This is a genomic window from Natronomonas aquatica (assembly GCF_024449025.1).
Lineage (GTDB): Archaea > Halobacteriota > Halobacteria > Halobacteriales > Haloarculaceae > Natronomonas > Natronomonas aquatica.
Window position 1 is genome coordinate 67,514 of sequence record NZ_JAHLKM010000004.1, and the last position, 20,525, is coordinate 88,038.

General features: G+C 66.7%; 23 protein-coding genes and 1 tRNA gene. 10 read left to right on the plus strand and 14 right to left on the minus strand.

The features are described 5' to 3' along the window. Positions 1–3 precede the first annotated feature (3 nt). Both KM295_RS05155 and KM295_RS05160 read right to left on the minus strand, forming a co-directional pair. Positions 4–522, minus strand: coding sequence for a cation:proton antiporter regulatory subunit (locus KM295_RS05155; RefSeq protein ID WP_256028817.1), 519 nt, complete (start codon positions 520–522; stop codon positions 4–6). Positions 523–594: 72 nt separating this feature from the next. Then, positions 595–1,446, minus strand: coding sequence for a CBS domain-containing protein (locus tag KM295_RS05160; protein WP_256028818.1), 852 nt, complete (start codon positions 1,444–1,446; stop codon positions 595–597). A gap of 139 nt (positions 1,447–1,585) precedes the next feature. Here KM295_RS05160 and KM295_RS05165 point away from each other — a divergent pair, with 139 nt between their 5' ends. Beyond that, complete coding sequence (locus tag KM295_RS05165; RefSeq protein ID WP_256028819.1) at positions 1,586–3,424, plus strand: DUF2070 family protein; 1,839 nt, start codon at positions 1,586–1,588, stop codon at positions 3,422–3,424. Positions 3,425–3,433: 9 nt separating this feature from the next. On the opposite strand, the gene KM295_RS05170 is transcribed toward KM295_RS05165, so the two are convergent. Continuing rightward, a complete protein-coding gene (locus KM295_RS05170; protein ID WP_256028820.1) occupies positions 3,434–3,694 on the minus strand; it encodes a DUF3194 domain-containing protein in 261 nt (86 codons plus the stop codon). A gap of 4 nt (positions 3,695–3,698) precedes the next feature. Continuing rightward, complete coding sequence (locus KM295_RS05175) at positions 3,699–4,103, minus strand: prefoldin subunit beta (protein WP_256028821.1); 405 nt, start codon at positions 4,101–4,103, stop codon at positions 3,699–3,701. Positions 4,104–4,260: 157 nt separating this feature from the next. On the opposite strand from KM295_RS05175, the gene ileS reads away from it, so the two are divergent. After that, positions 4,261–7,446 (plus strand): isoleucine--tRNA ligase, encoded by a 3,186-nt coding sequence (gene ileS, locus KM295_RS05180; protein ID WP_256028822.1) that lies wholly within the window; start codon positions 4,261–4,263, stop codon positions 7,444–7,446. After that, positions 7,446–7,778 (plus strand): hypothetical protein, encoded by a 333-nt coding sequence (locus KM295_RS17190; RefSeq protein ID WP_256028823.1) that lies wholly within the window; start codon positions 7,446–7,448, stop codon positions 7,776–7,778. The genes ileS and KM295_RS17190 overlap by 1 nt, the downstream gene beginning before the upstream one ends. Here the strand turns inward: KM295_RS17190 and prs are convergent. Then, complete coding sequence (gene prs, locus KM295_RS05190; protein WP_256028824.1) at positions 7,744–8,577, minus strand: ribose-phosphate diphosphokinase; 834 nt, start codon at positions 8,575–8,577, stop codon at positions 7,744–7,746. The genes KM295_RS17190 and prs overlap by 35 nt on opposite strands. 116 nt (positions 8,578–8,693) lie before the next feature. Further along, positions 8,694–9,569: a polyprenyl synthetase family protein gene (locus KM295_RS05195; RefSeq protein WP_256028825.1), complete on the minus strand. Its 876-nt coding sequence runs from the start codon at positions 9,567–9,569 to the stop codon at positions 8,694–8,696. 122 nt (positions 9,570–9,691) lie between these two features. Between KM295_RS05195 and KM295_RS05200 the strand changes: the two genes are divergently transcribed. Together KM295_RS05200 and KM295_RS05205 are read left to right on the plus strand one after the other, a co-directional pair. Then, entirely contained in the window at positions 9,692–10,387 is a 696-nt protein-coding gene (locus KM295_RS05200) for an acyl-CoA synthetase family protein (protein ID WP_256028826.1), read from the plus strand. Between the two features lie 220 nt (positions 10,388–10,607). Continuing rightward, a complete protein-coding gene (locus KM295_RS05205) occupies positions 10,608–12,200 on the plus strand; it encodes a helix-turn-helix domain-containing protein (RefSeq protein WP_256028827.1) in 1,593 nt (530 codons plus the stop codon). 9 nt (positions 12,201–12,209) lie between these two features. Here the strand turns inward: KM295_RS05205 and KM295_RS05210 are convergent, their stop codons facing one another. Further along, positions 12,210–12,590 carry a cyclophilin-like family protein gene (locus KM295_RS05210; RefSeq protein ID WP_256028828.1) on the minus strand — a complete coding sequence of 127 codons (381 nt, stop codon included), beginning with the start codon at positions 12,588–12,590 and terminating at the stop codon, positions 12,210–12,212. 85 nt (positions 12,591–12,675) lie between these two features. Here KM295_RS05210 and KM295_RS05215 point away from each other — a divergent pair, with 85 nt between their 5' ends. After that, positions 12,676–13,095, plus strand: coding sequence for a Rieske (2Fe-2S) protein (locus KM295_RS05215; protein ID WP_256028829.1), 420 nt, complete (start codon positions 12,676–12,678; stop codon positions 13,093–13,095). On the opposite strand, the gene KM295_RS05220 is transcribed toward KM295_RS05215, so the two are convergent. Genes KM295_RS05220 through KM295_RS05240 form a run of 5 tightly spaced genes read right to left on the minus strand, consistent with a single transcriptional unit; the run spans position 13,083 to position 17,396 of the window. Next, positions 13,083–14,000, minus strand: a complete 918-nt coding sequence (locus tag KM295_RS05220; protein WP_256028830.1) for an aminotransferase class IV — start codon at positions 13,998–14,000, stop codon at positions 13,083–13,085. The genes KM295_RS05215 and KM295_RS05220 overlap by 13 nt on opposite strands. Then, positions 13,997–14,599, minus strand: coding sequence for an anthranilate synthase component II (locus KM295_RS05225; RefSeq protein ID WP_256028831.1), 603 nt, complete (start codon positions 14,597–14,599; stop codon positions 13,997–13,999). Before KM295_RS05225 ends, KM295_RS05220 begins: the two co-directional genes overlap by 4 nt. Next, positions 14,596–16,083: an anthranilate synthase component I family protein gene (locus tag KM295_RS05230; protein ID WP_256028832.1), complete on the minus strand. Its 1,488-nt coding sequence runs from the start codon at positions 16,081–16,083 to the stop codon at positions 14,596–14,598. Before KM295_RS05230 ends, KM295_RS05225 begins: the two co-directional genes overlap by 4 nt. A gap of 45 nt (positions 16,084–16,128) precedes the next feature. Continuing rightward, complete coding sequence (locus tag KM295_RS05235; protein WP_256028833.1) at positions 16,129–16,557, minus strand: helix-hairpin-helix domain-containing protein; 429 nt, start codon at positions 16,555–16,557, stop codon at positions 16,129–16,131. 44 nt (positions 16,558–16,601) lie between these two features. Beyond that, the gene (locus tag KM295_RS05240) at positions 16,602–17,396 is read right to left on the minus strand and encodes a shikimate dehydrogenase (protein ID WP_256028834.1); all 795 of its coding nucleotides are present in this window, start codon (positions 17,394–17,396) and stop codon (positions 16,602–16,604) included. Between the two features lie 210 nt (positions 17,397–17,606). Between KM295_RS05240 and KM295_RS05245 the strand changes: the two genes are divergently transcribed. Continuing rightward, entirely contained in the window at positions 17,607–18,203 is a 597-nt protein-coding gene (locus tag KM295_RS05245; protein ID WP_256028835.1) for an NAD(P)/FAD-dependent oxidoreductase, read from the plus strand. 7 nt (positions 18,204–18,210) lie between these two features. Here the strand turns inward: KM295_RS05245 and KM295_RS05250 are convergent, their stop codons facing one another. After that, positions 18,211–18,360, minus strand: coding sequence for a hypothetical protein (locus tag KM295_RS05250; protein ID WP_256028836.1), 150 nt, complete (start codon positions 18,358–18,360; stop codon positions 18,211–18,213). Between the two features lie 424 nt (positions 18,361–18,784). Here KM295_RS05250 and KM295_RS05255 point away from each other — a divergent pair, with 424 nt between their 5' ends. Beyond that, positions 18,785–19,171 (plus strand): cupin domain-containing protein, encoded by a 387-nt coding sequence (locus tag KM295_RS05255; RefSeq protein ID WP_256028837.1) that lies wholly within the window; start codon positions 18,785–18,787, stop codon positions 19,169–19,171. A gap of 175 nt (positions 19,172–19,346) precedes the next feature. Here KM295_RS05255 and KM295_RS05260 read toward each other — a convergent pair. Then, positions 19,347–19,420: transfer RNA gene (locus KM295_RS05260), tRNA-Tyr, on the minus strand. 140 nt (positions 19,421–19,560) lie between these two features. Here KM295_RS05260 and KM295_RS05265 point away from each other — a divergent pair. Both KM295_RS05265 and KM295_RS05270 read left to right on the plus strand, forming a co-directional pair. Continuing rightward, a complete protein-coding gene (locus KM295_RS05265; RefSeq protein WP_256028838.1) occupies positions 19,561–20,121 on the plus strand; it encodes a double zinc ribbon domain-containing protein in 561 nt (186 codons plus the stop codon). A gap of 228 nt (positions 20,122–20,349) precedes the next feature. Next, entirely contained in the window at positions 20,350–20,523 is a 174-nt protein-coding gene (locus tag KM295_RS05270; RefSeq protein ID WP_256028839.1) for a ribbon-helix-helix domain-containing protein, read from the plus strand. Positions 20,524–20,525 lie beyond the last annotated feature (2 nt).

Here is a 20,525-nt window from a genome sequence, read left to right on the forward strand (position 1 = left end):
GTGTCAGGTATCGTCCTCCTCGGCGTCCGCTTCGACGGACATATCGCTGCCGGCGAGCGATTCGACCCGACGGCACGCCTCTCTGGTCCCGAGAACGATGAGCGTGTCGTCGGCCTCGATGACGGTCTCCGGGCCGGGATTCGATTCGGTCCCCTCGTCCCGCTGGATCGAGACGATCGACGCGCCGGTCTCGCTGCGGAACTCGAGTTCTCCGAGCGTTCGACCGACGAGTTCCGAACTCTCCGTGACTTTGATCCACTCCAGCAGCGAGTCGTCGTCCAGCATCGTCTCGGTCGTATCGGTCGCGATCGGCTGGAAGTACGCTCCCTCGAGTATGGTGCCGATCTGTCTAGCCATCCTGTCGGAGAGTTCGAACAGCTTCACCGAATCCTCATCTCCCTCCCGGCGGAAGAGTTCCCGCTTGCCCGTGTTGTGGATCACGACGACGAGTGTCGTCTCGTCGTCGAGCTCGATCTCGAACTTCTTGCCGACGCCCGGCAGATCGGACTCGTAAACCGTCATACACGCCGGTTCACATCGAACTGAATAAAAGATGCAGGTCGGCGCTGCCGGGATCCCGCGGCGTCGGCCTGCTCAAACCAGTGCCTTGAGCAGATCGACGTCTCGGACGATGCCGACGAGGTCATCCCCCGAGAGCAGCGGTATCTGCTCGACGTCCTTCGACAGCATCGACTGGGCGGCTTCGCGTGCACTCCGGCGTTTCGGGACGGTCACGAGATCCTCGGTCATGAACTCCGAGACCGGGGCCGACGGGATCTCCACGTTCAGCGTCGGCATCGACCGGCTCCCGACCGCCTTGATCCCCTCCCACATCCACTCGTCGTCCTGGTTCGCGACGGCGTCGCCGGGGTTGGATTCGCCCTGGACGACCCGGGCGACCTCGATGATATCGACTTCGGTGAGCATACCCGTCTGTCTGCCCTCGTCGTCCAGCACGACCGCGTACGGCACGTCCGCATACGAGAGTCCCCGTTCGGCGACCGGCAGCGGTGTTCCCTGATACACCGTATTGACTTCCCGCGTCGCCAGTCCGCCGACCTCGGCCGATCCGTCCTGTTCGCCCTCGGCGATGGCCCGAACGATGTCCGTCACGGTGACGATCCCGACGAGCGCCCCGTCCTCGACGACCGGGACGCGTCGTTCGCCGGATTCGAGGACGAGTTCGGCGAGTTCAGTCAGTGTCCCCGACGGTCCGATCGTCGGCACCTCGCGGACGAGCAACGCGAGCTGGTCTTCGTCCGGCTGTTCGATGAGCGACTCCCGGGTGACGAGCCCCCGGAACTGTTCGCCGTCGTCGGTAGTCCTGATGACCGGGACCGAAGAGAATCCCAGATCCTGCAGATACTCGAGAACGTCATCTCGCGTCCCGGGGACCTCGACAGTGATAACTTCCGACCGCGGCGTCATCGCGTCTGCGACGTTCATACCACCTTTCTTTCGTCGCCTCCGTACTAAGTCCACCGACCTGCCGACGGAGCGAAGCGACTGTAGCGCCCCGAACGGACGCGATCGGCCGCGACCGGATCCCGGGGCGTTTAACCGGACGGAGCACCCCTCTCCGATAATGACGGGGACGCGGGGCGATCTGGCGTCGCTGTCGCGGTTCGTCTTCCGCGCACCGGACTGGTCGGCGAGTCTCTTTCTGACTCTCTTTGTCGCCGCGATCGTCGGCGTCGCCGCCTTCGATTCGCAGTTCCTGCTGGACGACGCCTACCGCGGGATGATCTACGTCGGGTTGCCGACCGTCGTCGCGGCCTTCCTCACGCCCCCGATCGACCGCGCGCTCGGCGGGAAACTCACCTACAACCGGTCGGCGCTTTTGGCGTTCGTCTGTGAGGTCGTCGTGGTCGTCTTTCTCGTTACCGCGGCGGCGGTCGTCGCCGCGGCCGGCGCCGGTCAATCGCTCGTCTCGGACGCGCTCGTCGTCGCCCTCGCCTCGATCTTCGCGCTCCGGCTGTTCGTCATCACGGCGGTTTCCCGGCGATCGCTGCCGATCGCGGCGATATCGGCGAGTATCCAGACCCTCACCGCGGCGATCCTCGGGTTCGTCTACGGCGGTACCGTCGGATATCTCCTCGAGGGCGAGCTATCGGTCGGGGGCTCGACCGATCCCGCGGACCTGCTCGTGGTCCGGCCACCGGATTTCGCGCTTTTGGCCGCCCTCTGTGTCGTCTACGCTGCCGGCGTCTGGGTGTTCCTGCGTGCGATCGATCGTCCCTGGCAGCGGAACCTCGGCGTCTCCGTCCTCGATTTCGTCCGGGGGTTCATCGGCCACACCGCGGCGGGGTCGGACGAACTCGAGGCGTTCTTCGGGGACCTCGGCGAGTCGGCGATCGTGCCGGTGACCGTCCTGTCGATCCGCCGGCCCGGTGGCACGGAGAAGGCCCGGTTCGTCGTCCCGTCGGTCCATCCCGGCCCCATGGGCGAGATCGGCGGCGGCAACCTCCCCGAGCGGATCGCGGCGGCGACCGAGGGGCTCGCGTTCGTCCCGCATGCGGCCGCCGGCCACGATTTCAATCTGGTCTCCGAACGCGAGGTCGACGCGCTCATCGAGGCCGCCGACCGTGCCGAAGAACGGATCGAGTACGGACGGGCCGCGACACACGCCGACCGAGAGCGGGAGGGCGACTCGCGGGTGCTCGGACAGGCGATCGGCGACGACGCCCTGTTGGTCGCGACCCACGCCCCCGAACCGGCCGACGACGTGGCGTTTTCGGTCGGTCTTTCGGTCTCCGCCGAAGCCCGCGCCGCCGGCCTCCGAGAGATCGCGTTCGTCGACGCCCACAACTGCAACGACGGGATGGTGGACGGTGCCGGTCGCGTCGGCCCCGGATCGCGCCGGTCGTTCGACCTGATGAGCGCCGCCGGGCGGGTCGCCGAACGCCTCACGGCTGCCGAACGCGGCCCGCTGTCGGTCGGGATCGCCGACACCGAGACCGACTGGTCCCCCGAGGAAGGGATCGGACCCCTCGGCGTCCGGGTCGCCGTCTTCGAGGTCGACGGCCGACGAACCGTCTACGTACTCGTCGACGGCAACAACATGGACTGCGGGCTCAGGGCGGCGATCGTCGGGGCCGTCGACGCGGACGAAACCGAGGTCATGACGACCGATACCCACGTCGTCAACACCGTCTCGGCGGCCAATCAGGTGGGGGACGCGATCGATCCCGACCGGCTCGTCGATCTGGTCGTCGATCTGGTCGCCGAAGCCGAAGCCGATCTCGAACCCGTCGAGGCAGGGCTCGCGACCGAACGAACGGAGGTAACGGTCTTCGGGACCGACCGGACGGAGGCGCTGGCCGCGACGGCGAACGCGATGGTCCAGATCGGCGGCGCGTTACTGTTGATCGTCGTCGCCGCCGCGACCGCGGTGAGCGTTCTGATCTTCCTGCTTGCGAGTTAGTCGCCGGTGTTACGTGTCCTCAAAGAGTTCGTCGACGGCCGCCTCGGCCGCCTCGATAGCCGCCTCGGCGACCGACTCGGGGTCGGGCTCGTCGGGGGCGTTGAGATAGACGTCGACCTCGAGCGTTCCGGACTCGAAACGGACGGTCACGTCCATGTCGGTCACGTCGGACTGTTTGTACCGCGAGAGAATGAGTCCCTCCGCGGCGTCGGAGGCGGCCTCGACGACCGCCTCGTCGGTCGGCTCCGCGGAGTCGGCTGGGTCGGTCACTGCCTTACGCGCCGCCGGCACCGGGACCGCCGGGGCCCATCGGGCCGCCGCCAGCGCCGCCGGCGCCGCCCTGCAGCATCTGCTGGAGTTCCTCCTGGAGGCTTTCGAACTGGTCTTCGACGCGCTCTTCCTGTTTGTTCAGCGTCTCGACGCGGACTTCGAGGCTGTCGACTTTCTCCTCGAGGTCGTCGTAGGCCTCCTCGTAGTCGGTCTCGATGAGGAGTTCGCCGACCTCGCGGTACATCTGCGCTTCGCCCTCCATCCCGTCGAGGGTCTCCAGCGCCGTGCGTGACTCCTGAAGCTGTGTTTCGGCCTGCTGTTTCTGCTGTGCGACCTGCTGTGCGGTTTCCTGGAGGTCCTGAAGTTCTTCGATTTTCTCTTGGGCCTCCGGCGGAAGGTTACCCTGCATACCATGATCCTCGGTTTCAGTACGGAAAAACCCCCACTTTTCGGTCCGGAGATCGGACCGACGTCGCTCCGATCGAGCCGTCCCGCGGGCGCCGATCCGGCCGGCGCCGGAGGACGCTACCGATTCCCATTTAACACCGGCGGCTGATTGTGTCGGTATGAGCAGGTTCGCCGAGGTCGACGACCAGTACGAGCCGGACGCGGTCGAGGAGCGCGTCTTCGGGTACTGGGACGAGGTCGACGCCTACGAGCATACCAAACAGCACCGCGCCGACGGCGAGGACTTCTTTTTCGTCGACGGGCCGCCCTACACCTCGGGGGCGGCACACATGGGGACGACCTGGAACAAGACGCTGAAGGACGCCTACATCCGCTATCTCCGGATGTGCGGCCACGATGTCACCGATCGGCCGGGCTACGATATGCATGGACTGCCGATCGAGACGAAAGTCGAAGAGCGGCTCGACTTCGAGAACAAAAAGGACATCGAGGAGTTCGGCGAGCGGAAGTTCATCGAGGAGTGTAAGTCCTTCGCCGAGGAGCAACTCGAGGGGCTCCAGGAGGATTTCAAGTCATTCGGCGTCTGGATGGACTGGGAGGACCCCTACAAGACGGTCGATCCCGAGTACATGGAGGCCGCCTGGTGGGGGTTTTCGAAGGCCCACGAGCGCGGGCTCGTAGAGCAGGGCCAGCGTTCGATCAGCCAGTGTCCCCGGTGTGAGACCGCCATCGCGAACAACGAGGTCGAGTACGAACACGTCGAGGACCCCTCCATCTACGTGAAGTTCGACCTCGTCGATCGGGACGGTTCCCTCGTCATCTGGACGACGACCCCGTGGACGATCCCGGCGAACACCTTCGTCGCCGTCGACGGCGAAGCGACCTACCAGGCAGTCGCCGCCGAACGTAACGGCGGGACGGAGACGCTGTACCTCGAGGAATCCTGCGTCGAGGACGTGATCGAGCGCGGCGGCTACGACGGCTACGAGGTTCGCGAGGAAGTGTCCGGCGAGGGGATGGTCGGCTGGGCGTACGAACACCCCCTCCGCGAGGAGGTCCCCGACGCCCCCGACTTCGAGGGCGCACTGGAGGTCTACACCGCCGACTACGTCGAGGCCGACCGGACGGGGCTTGTCCACTCCGCGCCGGGCCACGGCGAGGTCGACTTCGAGCGCGGCCGCGAACTCGGCTTCGAGATCTTCTGTCCCGTCGGGCCGGACGGCGTCTACAGCGACGAGGCCGGCACCTACGCCGGACAGTTCGTCGAGGACGCCGACGGGGCGATCATGGACGACCTCGACCGGAAGGGCCTGCTCCTCGAACGGGACAGCCACCACCACGATTACGGCCACTGCTGGCGGTGTGATACGCCGATCATCCAGATGGTCACCGACCAGTGGTTCATCACCGTCACCGATATCAAAGACGAACTGCTCGCGAACATGGAGGAAAGCGAGTGGTACCCACAGGAAGCCCGCGACAACCGCTTCCGGGACTTCATCGAGGATTCGCCGGACTGGAACGTCTCCAGACAGCGCTACTGGGGGATCCCGATCCCGATCTGGGTCCCCGAGGAGTGGGACGGAAGCGTCGACGACGCGATCGTCGTCGCGACGCGCGAGGAACTCCAAGAGCGCGTCGACCAGGAGATCGACCCCGATTCGATCGACCTCCACAAGGGGACCGTCGACGAACTGACGATCACCGAAGACGGGACGACCTACACCCGCGTGCCGGACGTCTTTGACGTCTGGCTCGATTCCTCCGTCGCCTCGTGGGGAACGATCGGCTACCCGAGCGACGAGGAGGCCTTCGAAAAACTGTGGCCCGCCGACCTGATCATGGAGGCCCACGACCAGACCCGCGGGTGGTTCTGGTCCCAACTCGGGATGGGAAGCGCCGCCCTCGATGAGGTCCCTTACCGGAACGTCCTCATGCACGGGTGGGCGCTGGCCGAGGACGGCCGCAAGATGTCGAAATCCATCGGCAACATCGTCGCCCCACAGGAGGCGATCGACCGCCACGGGGCCGATCCGATGCGGCTCTTTTTGCTCACGCAGAACCCCCAGGGCGACGATATGCGTTTCTCGTGGGACGAGATGGAGAACCGCCAGCGGGATCTCAACATCCTCTGGAACGTCTTCCGGTTCCCCTTGCCGTACATGCGGCTCGACGGTTTCGATCCCGACGAAACCCCAATCGGGGAAGCGGAACTCGAGACGGTCGACGAGTGGCTCCTCTCGCGGCTCCAGTCCGTGACCACGGAGATGACCGAACAGTGGGACGCCTACAGACAGGACCGTGCCCTCGATGCGTTACTCGAGTTCATCGTCGAGGACGTCTCCCGGTTCTATATCCAGGTCGTCCGCGAGCGCATGTGGGAGGAGGCCGATTCGGCGAGCAAGACGGCCGCCTACGCGACGCTGTATCACACCGTCCTGGAGACGACCAAGTTGCTCGCGCCCTTCGCGCCGTTCGTCTCCGAGGAGATCTACGGGACGTTGACCGGTGAGTCGGGCTATCGGACCGTCCACATGTGCGAGTGGCCGACCGTCGACGACGACCTGCACGATCCGCAACTGGAGGCCGATATCGAAATCATCGACGCGGTCGAGGAGGCGGGATCGAACGCCCGCCAGCAGGCCGAACGCAAGCTCCGATGGCCCGTCACGCGGGTCGTCGTCGCCGCCGACGACGAGCGAGCCGCCGCCGCCGTCGATCGGCACCGCGATCTCCTCCGGGACCGGCTCAACGCGCGCGAGATCGAGTTGATCGCCCCCGACGACGAATGGGAGGAACTCGCCTACAGCGCCCGCGCGGACATGTCCGTGCTCGGACCGACCTTCGGCGAGACAGCCGGCGAGATCATGAACGCGATCAACGCCGTCTCGGTCGCCGAACCCGACCACTCGGCGCTCGAGGACGCGGTCGCCCGGGAACTCGGCCGAGAGGTCGAGTTGACCGACGAGATGGTCTCGTTCAACACCGAAACCCCCGAGGGGATCGAGGGGACTGCCTTCGATGTCGACGGCGAGGACCGCGGCGTCGTCTACGTCGACACGACGCTCACCGAGGACATCGAAAGCGAGGGGTACGCCCGGGAGGTCATCCGGCGGATCCAGGAGATGCGGAAGGAACTTGATCTCGATATCGAGGCGGAGATCCGCGTCGATCTCGACGTTCGTGACGACCGGATCGCGGCACTCGTCGAGGGGCACCGCGACCTCATCGTCGATGAGGTTCGGGCCGCCGAGCTCGGTGCCATCGAGGACGGCCACGAGCGTGTGTGGGACGTCGAGTCGGTCGAGATGGCGATCGCGATCGAGCCCGTCGCCGGGGCGTAATGAGTGTCCGGTCGACGGTCCTTCTCGCGTTTCTCGTCGGCGCTTTGATGCGGGGGGCGGCCGTTCTCACCGCCTCCGCGACGGCGGCGACGGGAACGGTCGAACTCGAACACGGGCTCTCACAGTCGCCGACAGAGATCGAGCCGAACGAGCCGGTGACGCTGTCGGCGACCGTCGCATCCGCCGCCGATCGTCGACGAGCAACCCGGGTTCGGCCCGCTCGCCGCAATGCTCGCGCTTTTGCGGCTCGGCCTGCTCGCCGGTCGGGACTGATACAGCGCGGAATCGGGCGGCCGTCTACAGTTCGTCGGCGATCGCCGGCGCGGCGCTGACCGACGAGACCGCCCGCTCGATCGTGTCGGTGCCGTACACCGCCGCGACCCCGGCGGTTGCGATCTTGGTCCGGGCGTTGGCCGCCAGCATCGGGTGAACGCAGGTGACGAACACCTGGTCCGGTGCCGAGAGCTGGGCGATCGCCGTGCTCATCGTCGAGCCGGTCGCGACGATGTCGTCGACCAACACGACGTCCCGGCCCGCGGTGTCGGCGTCGTTCGGCCGTATCTCGACGTCGGTATCGGAGTGTCTGACCTTCTCGAAGTAGTCCGTCTCGCCCGCTCCGTAGGCGTCCCGGACGGTTTCGGCCAGCCCGACCGCCCCGGCGTCCGGCGAGAGAAACAGCGGCTCGGCCAGCTCCGGCAGCGGCTCGGCCAGCCGCCCGGCGGCGTCGACGGCGCTACAGGGTACGTCGAAGAACTCACACACCCGCCTTTCGTGTGGATTGACGGTCACCACGTGGTCGGTCCCCGTCGAGATCGCCCGCGCGATCGCCCGCGCGGAGACGGGCTGGCCGGCCTCGAAGGCCCGATCCTGCCTGGCGTAGCCCATGTACGGGAGGACGGTGACGACCTCCTCGGCCCGCGATCGGGCGGCGTCCTGTAGCTGTAGCAACTCGACGTGTGCGGCATCGGAGACCGTCGAGGCGACGACGATCGCCCGCTCGTCGGTCTCGGGGATCCGAACGAGCCGTTCCCCGTCGGCGAACCGGTCGTACTCGACGGCCGCGAGCGGTTCGCCGAGCTCGCTCGCGAGCGCCGCCGCGAGTTCCTGTGAGGTGGACCCCGGGATTATCATGGAGGGGGCTCGGTCCCCCGGGGGTAAACCGGTTTCCGTTCCCGTTGCTGTTTTGACCCACGTCCCCGCCCATCACCGCTCGCCGCTCACAACCCTGAGACTCACCGTCGTTCGTCTCACCGCTCGCGGACGACGACGAACTCCGCCAGATCCCGGAGGTACTCGACGGCGGTGCTTTCGCCGGGATCGGCCGCCGAAAGCGACGACAGCGCGGCGTCCGATTCCGAGCGCGCACGGGAGTTGACCTCCTCGGGAGTCATCTCGGTTATCTGGACGAGCGAGGGACGCTCCATCGCCGCGTCCTGGCCGGTCGGCTTGCCGAGTTTCTCGGCGTCGGCGGTCGCATCGAGGACGTCGTCGCGGATCTGGAAGGCGATCCCGACGCGCTCGGCGTAGCTTCCGAAGGCTTCGATGGTGTAGGTGTCGGCGTCGGCGGCGATCGCCCCCAGTTCCGCGGCCGCCCGGAACAGCGCCCCCGTCTTCCGGCGGGCGAGTTCGACGTACTCCGATTCGGTCGTCGGCTCCGCGACGAGTTCGGTCGCCTCGCCCTCACCGAGTTCGACCATCGCCTCGGCGACGGCCCGCATCGCCCGGTCGTCGCTGCCGAAGAGCGAAAACGCCTCCCCGAGCAGCCCGTCGCTGGTCGCGATCGCGGGCCCGTGGCCGAACGCCGCCCAGGTGCTCTCGACGCCGCGGCGGAGTTCGGACTCGTCGATGATGTCGTCGACCACAAGCGACGCGTTGTGGACGAGTTCGATCCCGACGGCGAAATCGACCGCGTTCGCGGAAGCGGCCGACCCGCAGCCGTCCTCGCCGACCAACTCGCCGCCGGCCGCCTCGAAGGAAAGCAGCGTGACGGTCGGTCGGACGCGCTTGCCGCCCGAAAGCGAGACGTGCTCGAGCCGCTCTGTCATCGCGTCCGGCTCTGTCGACTCGAGGACGGCCTCCAGCCGCGACTCGACAAGCGCCCGACGGCGCTCGAGATACTCCATAATTACGGTAGGGTCGGTCTCCGGAAGTACGTGACGGATACGACAGCGTGCGAAACCGACCTCGGCGGCCGTGTTCGTCCGCCAACGGCGATATATAAATCAGCCCCGCCCGAACGTCCGGTATGGACGTCCTCGGCGACGTGATCGCGCGTGACCGGCGCTCCGAGTCGACCGCACTCGCCGTGCCGGCGGTCGAGAGAGGCTACGACTACCGGCGGTTCTGTACCAGCGCCTGGAAGGCGGGGAACTTCCTCAGACACATCGGCGTCAGGGGCGGTGCCGGGGTCGCTATCGCGGACGACCCGATCCCCGAACCCGTCCTGACGTTCTACGGGGCGGCCGCCGTCGGCGCCGTCGTCCGCTTCGGTCCGTCCGCCGAGGTCAAAAGCGACGTTCGCGCCCTCGTCGTGCCGGCGGCGGATATCGACGCCTACGCGTTCGGCCCCGAGACGAAGGGCGTCGTTTACGACGATCCGCCGGCGGACCCGTCGGTCTCCTATTTCGAGCGCGACGTCTGGAGCGAGAACCCGACGGCGCCGCCGGATCAGGTCGCCCCGGCAGACCCCCTGCTCCGGGCGGACGGGGACACCTACACCCACGGCGAGGTACTCGGGGCGGCCCGCCGTGTCATCGACCGCGCATCGATCGACGGCGACAGCGTCGTCGCCGTCCGTGGTCCCTTCACGGATCCGACCGTCGTCGTCGCGGGGCTCGTCGCCCCGATCGTTGCCGGTGCAGAGATCACGATCGGACCGAACGCTGATGGGATCGTCGTCGGCGGTCCGAAGCCCGACGTCGAGACGGTCGAGATCGGATGACACGGTCGGTCCGATGTAGCACGAAACGTCGGGTGCATCCCACACGCCCACTGCCTTCGTGAACCGAAACGACCGGTCAGATCGACCGCTCGCGACCTCATATACCGTTCGGCTGATAAAAAGCGCGGACGCTATTATAATAGCTTGCGGTGTCCCTCCCGGGTCAACGGGATCGGATTTATCTCTCCCGGGATCCTTTCCGAAACTGAGGTCCGATGGTATGACCGAACGACCGGCCGAACTCGCGACCCCGATGGGGGACGGAGAGCCCTTCACCGACGGTCCCGTCGTCGTCTTCATCTGGCGGAACGAGTCGGGATGGCCCGTCGAGTACGTCTCGCCGAACGTCGAGCGACTGTTCGGGTACACGCCGGCCGAGCTCTACGATGCCGACCCGCCATACGCCGAGTTGGTCCACGACGACGACCTATGGCGGGTGATAGAGGAGGTCGAACGGCACAGCGATCCGACGACCGATCGGTTCCACCACGAGCCCTACCGGATGGTGACGAAGGGCGGCGCCGTCCGCTGGGTGCTCGATTACACTCGAATTCTCCGCGAAGACGGCGAGATCGTCGGATACACGGGCTATATCGTAGACATCACGGAGCGAAAGACACAGCTCGAATACGTAAACGCCCTCAACGCAACGATCCGGTCGCTGCACCGGGTGCTGATCGACGCCGACTCCCGGACGGAGATCAACGAGGGCGTCTGTGAGGCGCTCGCCGAGCTGGACGGCTTCGCCGGGGCCTGGATCGGAACCGTCGATTTCCCCTCGGAGGGGATCGTCCCGGCCGCCCGGTCCGGCATCGAGGCGTCGTATCTCGACACGATCTCGCTTTCACCGGACGCCGACGTCCCTGCCCTGGCCGCCCGGGTCGCGCTCGGCGGTGTCACGGACGGCGAACACCGCGTTCCCCACCCCGAGGGCGAGGCGGCCTGGCACTCGGCGGCGCTCTCGCGGGGTTACCGGTCGGTGTTCACCGTCCCGATCCGCCATCGGGAACTCGTCCACGGCGCGTTGAGCGTCTACGGGACCGAGCCGGACACGTTCGATCCCCGGATCCGTGAGATACTACTCGAACTCGGGACGCTCGTCGGGTACGCGATCACGGCGGTCGAACGCCGGAACGCGCTGTACGGCGACGGGAGCCGCGAACTCGTCCTCGAGGTGGCGATCGAAGACGACGACCCGCTCCGGACGCTCGCGCGCCGGCTTTCCTCGCCCGTCGAGGTCAGAAGCGTGAGCCGCCGGAAGGGCGACACCCGTCGGCTCTACTGTCTGATTTCGGATCCGGATCCCGACACCGCCATCGCCGCCGCCGAACGTGTCCCCGAAATCGAATCGATCGAGGCGCTCTCGGATGGGGCGTCGCCGATCTACGGGCTCGTCACCCGGGGGACGTGCAACGCCTCGAAGACCACCGTCCTCGGTGCGGGTTTCCGATCGATGACCGTCTCGGAGCGCTCGTGTGAACTCGTCGTCTCCGTCCGCCGGAGCCGCGATCGGCGGCGGTTCCTCGGGCAGGCGCGGGAGCTCTTCGGCGAGGCAGAACTCAAAGCCGAACGCGACGCGGCGCCGTCCGAGCGGATGCCGTGGGAGGCGTTGCTCGCGGGGACGCTCACTGACCGCCAGCGGGACGTTCTGAAGGCGGCCTACCACGCCGGATACTTCGACGGGAACCGCAAGCGGACCGGCGGCGAGATCGCCGATTCGCTGGGGATCGCCCAGCCGACGTTCTCGCGGCACCTGCGTGCCGCCCAGCGGAACCTCCTTTCGGCTATCTGGGACGGGCCGGACGTCGGTTGATACCGACCGCTATTCGTTTCGCTTCCCGGCTTCCAGCCGGAGCGTCGCGCCGCCCGCGCCGGGATCGAACGCCGAGACGTCGGCGTTCGCGAAGACGTTCACCGGCGAGGCTGCTTTCGGTTCGTCGCCGGTACTCGCCGGCGTCGGCCCCCAGAACAGACAGACGGCGTTCCCCTGGGGCCAGTAGGCGAGCGCCCCCGGTTCGACCGTCGCCCGGGGTGACTCGGCCGGAACGTCGATGTCGGTCCCGAAGTACAGCTCCTCGCCCCAGCGGGTGGCCTCGCCCTCGATCGGGAGCGCGTCCTCGATCGCTCGGCGCGTCTCGGGGCTCCCGTCGTTCCATCCGGCCGACAGTTCGGTTCCGTCGACGAGCACGCGGAGATCGCTCATGGGACCGGATACGACCGGCCGGGTACATAAAAACCCGGCCGCGGTTTCACAAAGGGTTTGTTTAGCCGGCCGGTACCGAGCGTCGATGGCTTCCCGACGTGCCGTCGCTTCGATCGAGGACGTCCCTACCGAAACGACGTATCTGTTCACGCTCCGGGAGACCGACACCGACGAGGAGCGGGAGGCGATCCTCGTCAGGAACGACGCCGGGATCTATGCGTGGCTGAACTACTGTCAGCACTACACCCACATCAGGATCGACAAGGGCTCCGGTGCGGAGATGCGTGGCGAGGAGTTCATCTGTGAGAACCACGGCGCGTACTTCGAGTCCGACACCGGGTTCTGTAACTTCGGTCCCTGCGAGGGGGCGTACCTGAACGAGGTGGACGTCGCCGTCGAGGACGACACCGTGTATCTGACCGACGACGACTACGAGTTCGTCCGGGCGGGCCCGATCGAGAGCGACGCGACGGACCTGGAATCGAAGTCGAACTACAAGTTCTGACCGTCGCCGTCTCTGCCTTCGTTTCCCGATCCGTCCGTATCCCCGTAACAGCGCCGATCGACAGTCTCGTCGTAGGCTCGCCGTAGCCGATCTGTCACCGGCCCGCCACCGACGGCGGCCCCGTCGAGGCGGGCGATCGGGCGGATCTCCCAGGTTGTGTTCGTCAGGAAGGCCTCCTCGGCGCGGCGGACGTCCCCGACGGTGTAGCGGCCGGTCTCGGACGGAACGTCGATCCAGTCGGCCAGCTCCAGCACCGTCCCACGGGTGATACCCGGGAGTATCGACCCTGCTTCGGGAGTCATCAGTGTCCCGTCGTCGACGAAAAAGAGATTGCTCGTCGCGCCCTCGGCGACGTACCCGTCGAGGTCACACATGAGCGACTCGTCGGCCCCTCTCTCGCTTTCCCGCAGTTCGAGCCGCGCCAGGATGCCGTTGAGGTAGTTTTGGGTCTTCGCGTCGGCCGGCAGCGCCGAGTCGGGGATCCGGCGCGTCGCGACGCTTTCGACAGTGGCCGGATCGTCCCAGACCGCCTCGCCGTCGGTCCCGCCGGCAGGGAGCGGTTTCACGTAGACGACGACCGTCGGGTCGACGTCCTCGTCCGGGGTCAGCTTTCCGGGCTGGACGCCGCGGGTGACCGAGACCCGGACGTACGCCTCCGCGAGGTCGTTCGCGGCGAGCGTCTCGTCGATCCGCGCCCGGAGGTCCCCGGGTACCGCTTCCCTCATCCCGAGCGTCTCGCAGGTCTGCTCTAACCGTTCTCGGTGTTTTCCCCACAGAAAGACCGTGCCGCCGTAGGCCCGGCAGGTCTCGAAGGCGCCGTCGCCGTACCGGAACCCCCGGTCGTCGACGCTGACTGTCGCCTCTTTGCGGTCGACCAACTCGCCGTCGACGTTATAAACTGTCACACCCGACCCGCCTCCGATCCGCAGCGCCGACAGAACGTCTCTACCATCCGTTCGCCGGCATCCGTGAGAATACTTTCGGGGTGGAACTGGACGCCTGCGTGTGGTTTCTCGCGGTGCCGGACGCCCATGAGAACGCCGTCGTCGTCGGCAGTCCGGGTCGTCCGGGCGGTCTCGACCAGTACGTCGGGCAACTCTCCGATGGCGGCGAGGGAGTGATATCGGCCGACCTCGAACCGCTCGGGGAGCCCCTCGAAGAGACCGTCCCCGTCGTGGGTGACCGTCGACGGCTTGCCGTGGACGACCTCGGGCGCGTGATCGACCGACACGCCGTGGGCAGCACACAGCGCCTGGTGGCCGAGACAGACGCCGAGGGTCGGATAGGCGAGTTCCGCAAAGACCGGAACCGAGACGCCGGCCTCGGCCGGTGTCCCCGGCCCCGGCGAGACGACGATGCCGTCGGGATCGAGCCGTTCGATCCCCGCGAGGTCGATCGCGTCGTTCCGCCGGACGACGACCTCGGCGTGGACGCCGACGTACTGGACGAGGTTGTAGACGAACGAGTCGTAGTTGTCGACGACGAGCACGGTCGGCGTACTCATCGTTCCGGTGTCTCCATCGAGACCGTCGTCGCCGAACGGGCCGCGTCCATGGCCTCGAGGAGCGCCCGGCCCTTCGCCAGCGTCTCGTCGTACTCGGCGTCCGGATCCGAATCGTGGACGATCCCCGCCCCGACCCGGAGGTAGTACCGGTCGCCGCGGCGGACGAGCGTCCGGATGAGGATGCTGAGCGTCGCCCGGTCGTCGAAGCCGAACAGGCCGACGCTTCCGGTGTAGGGGCCACGCCGCGTCCGCTCGACGCCGTCGATGATCCCCATCGTCTTCGGTTTGGGCGCGCCGGTGATCGTCCCGCCCGGAAAGACCGCCCCGACGGCGTCGGCGATCGAACACCCCTCGCGGCGCGTTCCCTCGATCAGACTGACGAGATGCATCACCTCGGCGTACCGATCGACGCGGCGGTACTCCCCGACGTCGACGGTTCCGTACTCGCTTACCTTCCCGAGGTCGTTTCGCTCGAGATCGACCAACATCGCGTGTTCGGCTCGCTCCTTTTCGTCGGCGCGAAGTTCCGCCTCGAGGTGTTCGTCCTCCTCGGGCGTTTCCCCCCGGGGTCGGGTGCCCGCGATCGGTTCGGTCGCGAGCCGGTCGCCGTCGACATCGAGGAGTAGTTCGGGGCTCGCGCTCACCAGATCGACGCCGGGGAACTCGACGAGCGCCGAGTACGGCGCGGGGTTGACCCGACGGAGCGCGGCGTACGCCTCCAGGGGGTGGACGGCCGCCGGCGCCGAGAGACGCTGGGAGACGTTGGCCTGAAACGTCTCGCCGTTCCGGATCGCGGATTTGACCGTCCGGACGCGCTCGGCGAACTCCGACCGGCCACAGTCGCTTTCGAACGTCATCGGACCGCGCGTCGCCGGGGGGCGACCGGCCGATCGGTCGCCCGCGACGATTCGGGCGAGCAACTCGCGGGCACGGGCCAGCCCCCCCTCGTAGGCGGCGTCGATCGATCCGTACTCTTCGAGTCGCGGGCAGGCGGTGACACGGAGGGTGGCTTCGTTCGCGTGCGGTTCCTCCCAGGCGGCGACGCGGTCGTATTTCGCCACCTGGAGCCGCGGTAATCCACGCTCGTCGACGGTGTCGTCCGGGATCGACTCCAACTCGCGGGCGATGTCGTATGAGAGCCACCCGAACAGCCCGCAGGGGTACGGCGTCTCGCAGCCGCCGCGTTCGAGCGTTTCGTCGGCCAGCGCCGCGTCGATCGCCTCCATGGAAGGTGCCCCGTCGCCGATCGGGACCGCGTCCGCAGAGACCGTGAGCCGCTCTATCGGATCCGTCGCGAAGTAGCCCCATCCCGGCTGGCCGCCGGTCGTCTCCAGGAAGATATCGCCGCCGTCGCCCCGGCGGGCGCGCCGGTACGCCTCGAAGGGATCGGCGACGCGGAGCCGCAACTCGACCGGCACCCGCGCGCTCTCGGGCGCCGTCCGCGCCGTCTCCCGGAACGCCCGCCGGTCGGTGGAGATCTGCATACGGTAGCGAAGAGGCGGCCGAAAATAACCGTTTCGCGGTTTGTCTCAGTCCCCGCCGGCGTTCTCCTGCCACCGCCGGATCCGCTTTTCGGAGAGGTCGGTTCGCCCGGACAGCTCGGCGGCGTCGGCCTCGAGCAGTTCCCCAACGGTTTCGATGTCCGCCTCCGCCAGACGGCCGGCGTAGGCCTGGCCGATCCCGCTGATACTGTCGACCGGATCGTCGGCCACGTCGTCCGCCGACGGGGCGTCCGGTTCGGCGACCGCCTCCGGGTCCTCGCTCGGCGTCTCGGTCATCGAACCCCTCGAGGCTGTGGCGTCCGTACCTGCGGCGACGGATTCGTCGGTTTCGGCGGTCGTCGGTTCCGATCCGGCTGGCTCGTCGTCGGAACCGGACCCCGCCGACACGTCTGTTCGTTGAGTGGTCTCGGAGCTATTCAACCCGAAGACCGCTCGGATCAGATCGAAAACGCCCATACGCCACAGTACGAGGCGCGATACTTAAATACGACCGCCGGTCGTTACAGGGCGTCCCGGAGCGCGCCGTTCATCGTCTCGACCGGTGCCGTCCGGCCGGTCCAGATCTCGAACGCCTCGACCCCCTGAAACAGGAGCATCCACGCGCCGTCGACGGTCGTCGCGCCGACCGACTCCGCGTCCCGGAGCAGACGGGTCTCGAGCGGCGTATAGACGGCATCGAGGACGGCGAGTTCCCCGTGGAGCGCCGACGCGGGGACGGGTGTCTCGTCCGATTCCATCCCGACGCTCGTGGCGTTGACGAGGACGTCGGCCCCCGCGAGCCGCTCTTCGAGAGCCGAGAGTCCGCCCCAACTCGCGTTCGGTACCTCGTCGGCGAGCGATTCGGCCCGCTCGACCGTCCGGTTCGCGACGTGGACGGCCATCCCCTCGTCGGCGAGTGCGAAGGCGACCGCCCGCCCGGCGCCACCGGCTCCGACGACGACCGCCGACCCCGACAGTTCGACGCCGTGGTGTTCGAACGCCCGAACGAGCCCCGCCGCGTCGGTGTTGTACCCCGTCGGTTCCCCGTCGAAGTCGACGGTGTTCACCGCGCCGATCCGCCCTGCCAGCGAGTCGGTTTCGACGAGTTCGGCGACGCGCTCTTTGAACGGCAGCGTGACGTTCAGTCCGGCGATCCCGAGCGCTTCGGCCCCGTCTAGCACGGCGGCGACCCGGTCCTCGGCGGGTTCGAAGGTCACGTAGCGAGCGTCCATCCCCCGTTCCTCGTAGGCCGCCTCGTGCATCGGCGGCGAGACCGAGTGCCCGACCGGGTTTCCGATGAGGCCGAAAACGTCCATACCCGGGCGATTTCCCGCGGGGAGGAAATACTTTCCGAGTATCACGTGTGTTCGTGAGGCAACGCCCTTCGAAGAGAACCGAACTCACCGCCCTGTTCGATGCATAACTCGGGATGTTTCGGCCCGCATCGTTCCGGATGGCGCCCTCTCGGAACGTGTGTCCTGTTGTGACATACAGGCTTTTGTCGGTGGACGCCGTCAGACAGGTATATGAGCGATTCTCGAAGTGACGTGCTCGTCGTCGGCGGGGGCCCCGCCGGCCTGAGCGCGGCTCTTTTCACCCAGAAGAACGGCCTCGAGACGACGCTGCTCGATACCGACGGGACCTGGATGCACAAGGCCCACCTCTTCAACTATCTCGGCGTCGGCTCGATCGACGGCTCGGCGTTCATCGAGACGGCCCGGGCGCAGGTCGACAGCTTCGGCGTCGACCGGATCCAGGGCGCGGAGGCGACCGACGTTTCCGCGACCGACGAGGGGTTCACGGCCGAAACCGACGAGGGCGGGTACGCCGCCGACTACCTCGTCTTGGCGACCGGCGCGAACCGCGAGCTGGCCGAGTCGCTCGGCTGTGCGTTCGACGGCGATCTCGTCGATGTCGACGTCACCATGGAGACGAGCGTCGAGAACGCCTACGCGACGGGCGCGATGGTCCGGGCCGAGGAGTGGCAGGCGATCATCTCCGCGGGCGACGGCGCCGCGGCGGCGTTGAACGTCCTCTCGAAGGAGAAGGGTGAACACTTCCATGACTTCGACGTCCCGGCCGACGCCGAGGGCGTCTTCGGCGCGATGTCCGACGAGGCGTAGGGGCAGACTACCGGATCTCGTAGGCAGCGATGTCGCTTTTTCCGCACTGCGGGCAGTCACCAGCGTCGGAGTCGAGCGTGGTTCCACAGCGCCGACACTCGTAGATAGGGTCGCCGCCGTCGCCGATGAGCTTTCGGACGCGACTCAGTAGTGCCATAGCGTTTGCCTCCGGTCGGAGCGGCCCCGCAACGCCCCGGCTCTGTCATACCTGTTCGTGACTGGCCCGTATAATTGGATGTGACGTTTCAATCGCCCGCCTGCGGCGGGATTAGGCACGTTCGTGCATACACGTGACCCCGCCCCGACCGTCACTCCGACGCCTCGACGGCCGCCCCGTAGACCGCCTCGAGTCGGCCGAGCGTCTGTTCGCGGAGCCGGCGTTCGGCGGTCCTGGAGAACCGATGTCCTTCGTCCGCGTGCGCTCAGAGATACACGTCGGTCGACAGCGCCCGGGGGGGCTTCGATGCTGTCGGCTCGGTCGTCGGTAGCTCTTTTTCACTCGACCGCGGCGGTCGGGCCCGGAGCGTCGGCCCTCCGGTCGGGACACAACCCCTATACTACAGCGCACCGGAACATCCGGTATGGAATACCACCACGTCGTCACCGCCGATCTCGAACAGCACGACGACCGTCCGGCCGACGTCCGCTCGATCAGCGCGGCCGCCGGGCTCGACTACGAGGGCTCGCCCCTCGGACTCCGGGTGTACGAGGTCGCCCCGGGCCAGCAACCCCCACTGAAATACCACTACCACGACGAACAGACCGAGGTTTTCTACGTGCTCGAGGGGACCCTGTACGTCGAGACTCCGGAGGAGACGTTCATCCTCGGGGCCGACGAGGCGTTCGTCGCCGAGCCCGAAAGCCCCCACCGTGCGTACAACCCCGACGACGCGGACTCGTCCGTCCGGGTACTGGCTATCGGGGCCCCGTCGGTCGACGACGTTCACGCCTATGAAGAGGACGACTGAGGGGGTCGGCTCTGCCGTCGGCAGCGGATCGGCTGGAAAACGAGTCCGCCCTCCCCGAGTTGAACACTGTGAGACGTGCTCGCTTCGCTGTGCGCGACTCACAAGCTCAAATCGGGTCGGTAGGATATTCGATTCTGCTGCGGTTCGCCACGCTCACCGGTCAGAATCAGAAGTATCCGCCCTCCCCGATTTGAACGGGGGGCAAGTCGATCTACAGTCGACTGCTCTACCAGTCTGAGCTAAGGGCGGTCGTACTCGAAACGAGACGACTGGGTGACTTAACGGTTTTGACCTCTATCGGGGACGCGCCTTCGAGCACCGTCTGACGGACGGCTGTCAGACAGCGCGCGAAGATTGAAATACCGTCCCACACAATTGTCGGACGGATAATGAGCAAGATCACCTTCCGGGCGGACGATGACCTCGTCCGACAGCTTGAGGCGTTCGACGCCTCGAAGAGCGAGGTCATGCGTGAGGCGCTCCGGGAGTACCTCGACGAACACGCCGGTTCGTCCGTAAACGCGGCTGAATCGGGCGTAAACGACGAAAACGGCGAACCGGCGTCCGAGGACTCCATCGACGAACTCATCGTCGAGCGCGTCGACGAGCTCATCGCCGACCGGCTCGACCGGACGTATACACCCGCCGAGCCGCAGGACGTAAACGTAAACATCACGCTTGATGGCGATTCCGGGAACGTGTCACACGAACACGCCGGGGACCGTAAGACACGGTCCGCCGATCGTGAAAACGAGTCTGACGACGAGGAGCATACGTGTAAACAGTGCGGAGAAACCCTCTCGCCGTCGGCCGTTTACTGCCCGAACTGCGGCGAGAAAGCCAGCCACCGCGTCTTCTGTGAGTGTGGCGATGAGCTCCGCTCGGACTGGGGGTTCTGCCCCAGTTGCGGCCGTCGGACGCCCGCTGCAGACGTACTCAGGGATCCGTAAACGCCGAAAACAGTTGTGTTCGGCGTGTATACGCCGAAACTGTGAATTTGTCTTACGTCTGCCCAAAGATTTAAGTGGGTCCCTTCTGTCCATACGTTTGCGTAAGACGACGCGTCTTACACTCGACGGATGGCCGACGAAACAACCGATATCGGCCCTCTTGTCGGTGTAAACGCGGGACGATCGCGTGTGCAACGTCGTCTTACTCACAACCAGAGGGGAAACAATATGGAGCGTGTGACACTACGAATCCCGAAGCAGCAGATCGAAGAGGTCGAACGCATGGTCGATACGGGGCAGTTCCCGAACCGGAGCGAGGCGATTCGCTCCGCCGTGCGTGAGATGATAAACGAACAGGAGACGGACGCCGCCGAGAAAACCCGTCCCTGGGCCAAGGTGTAAGA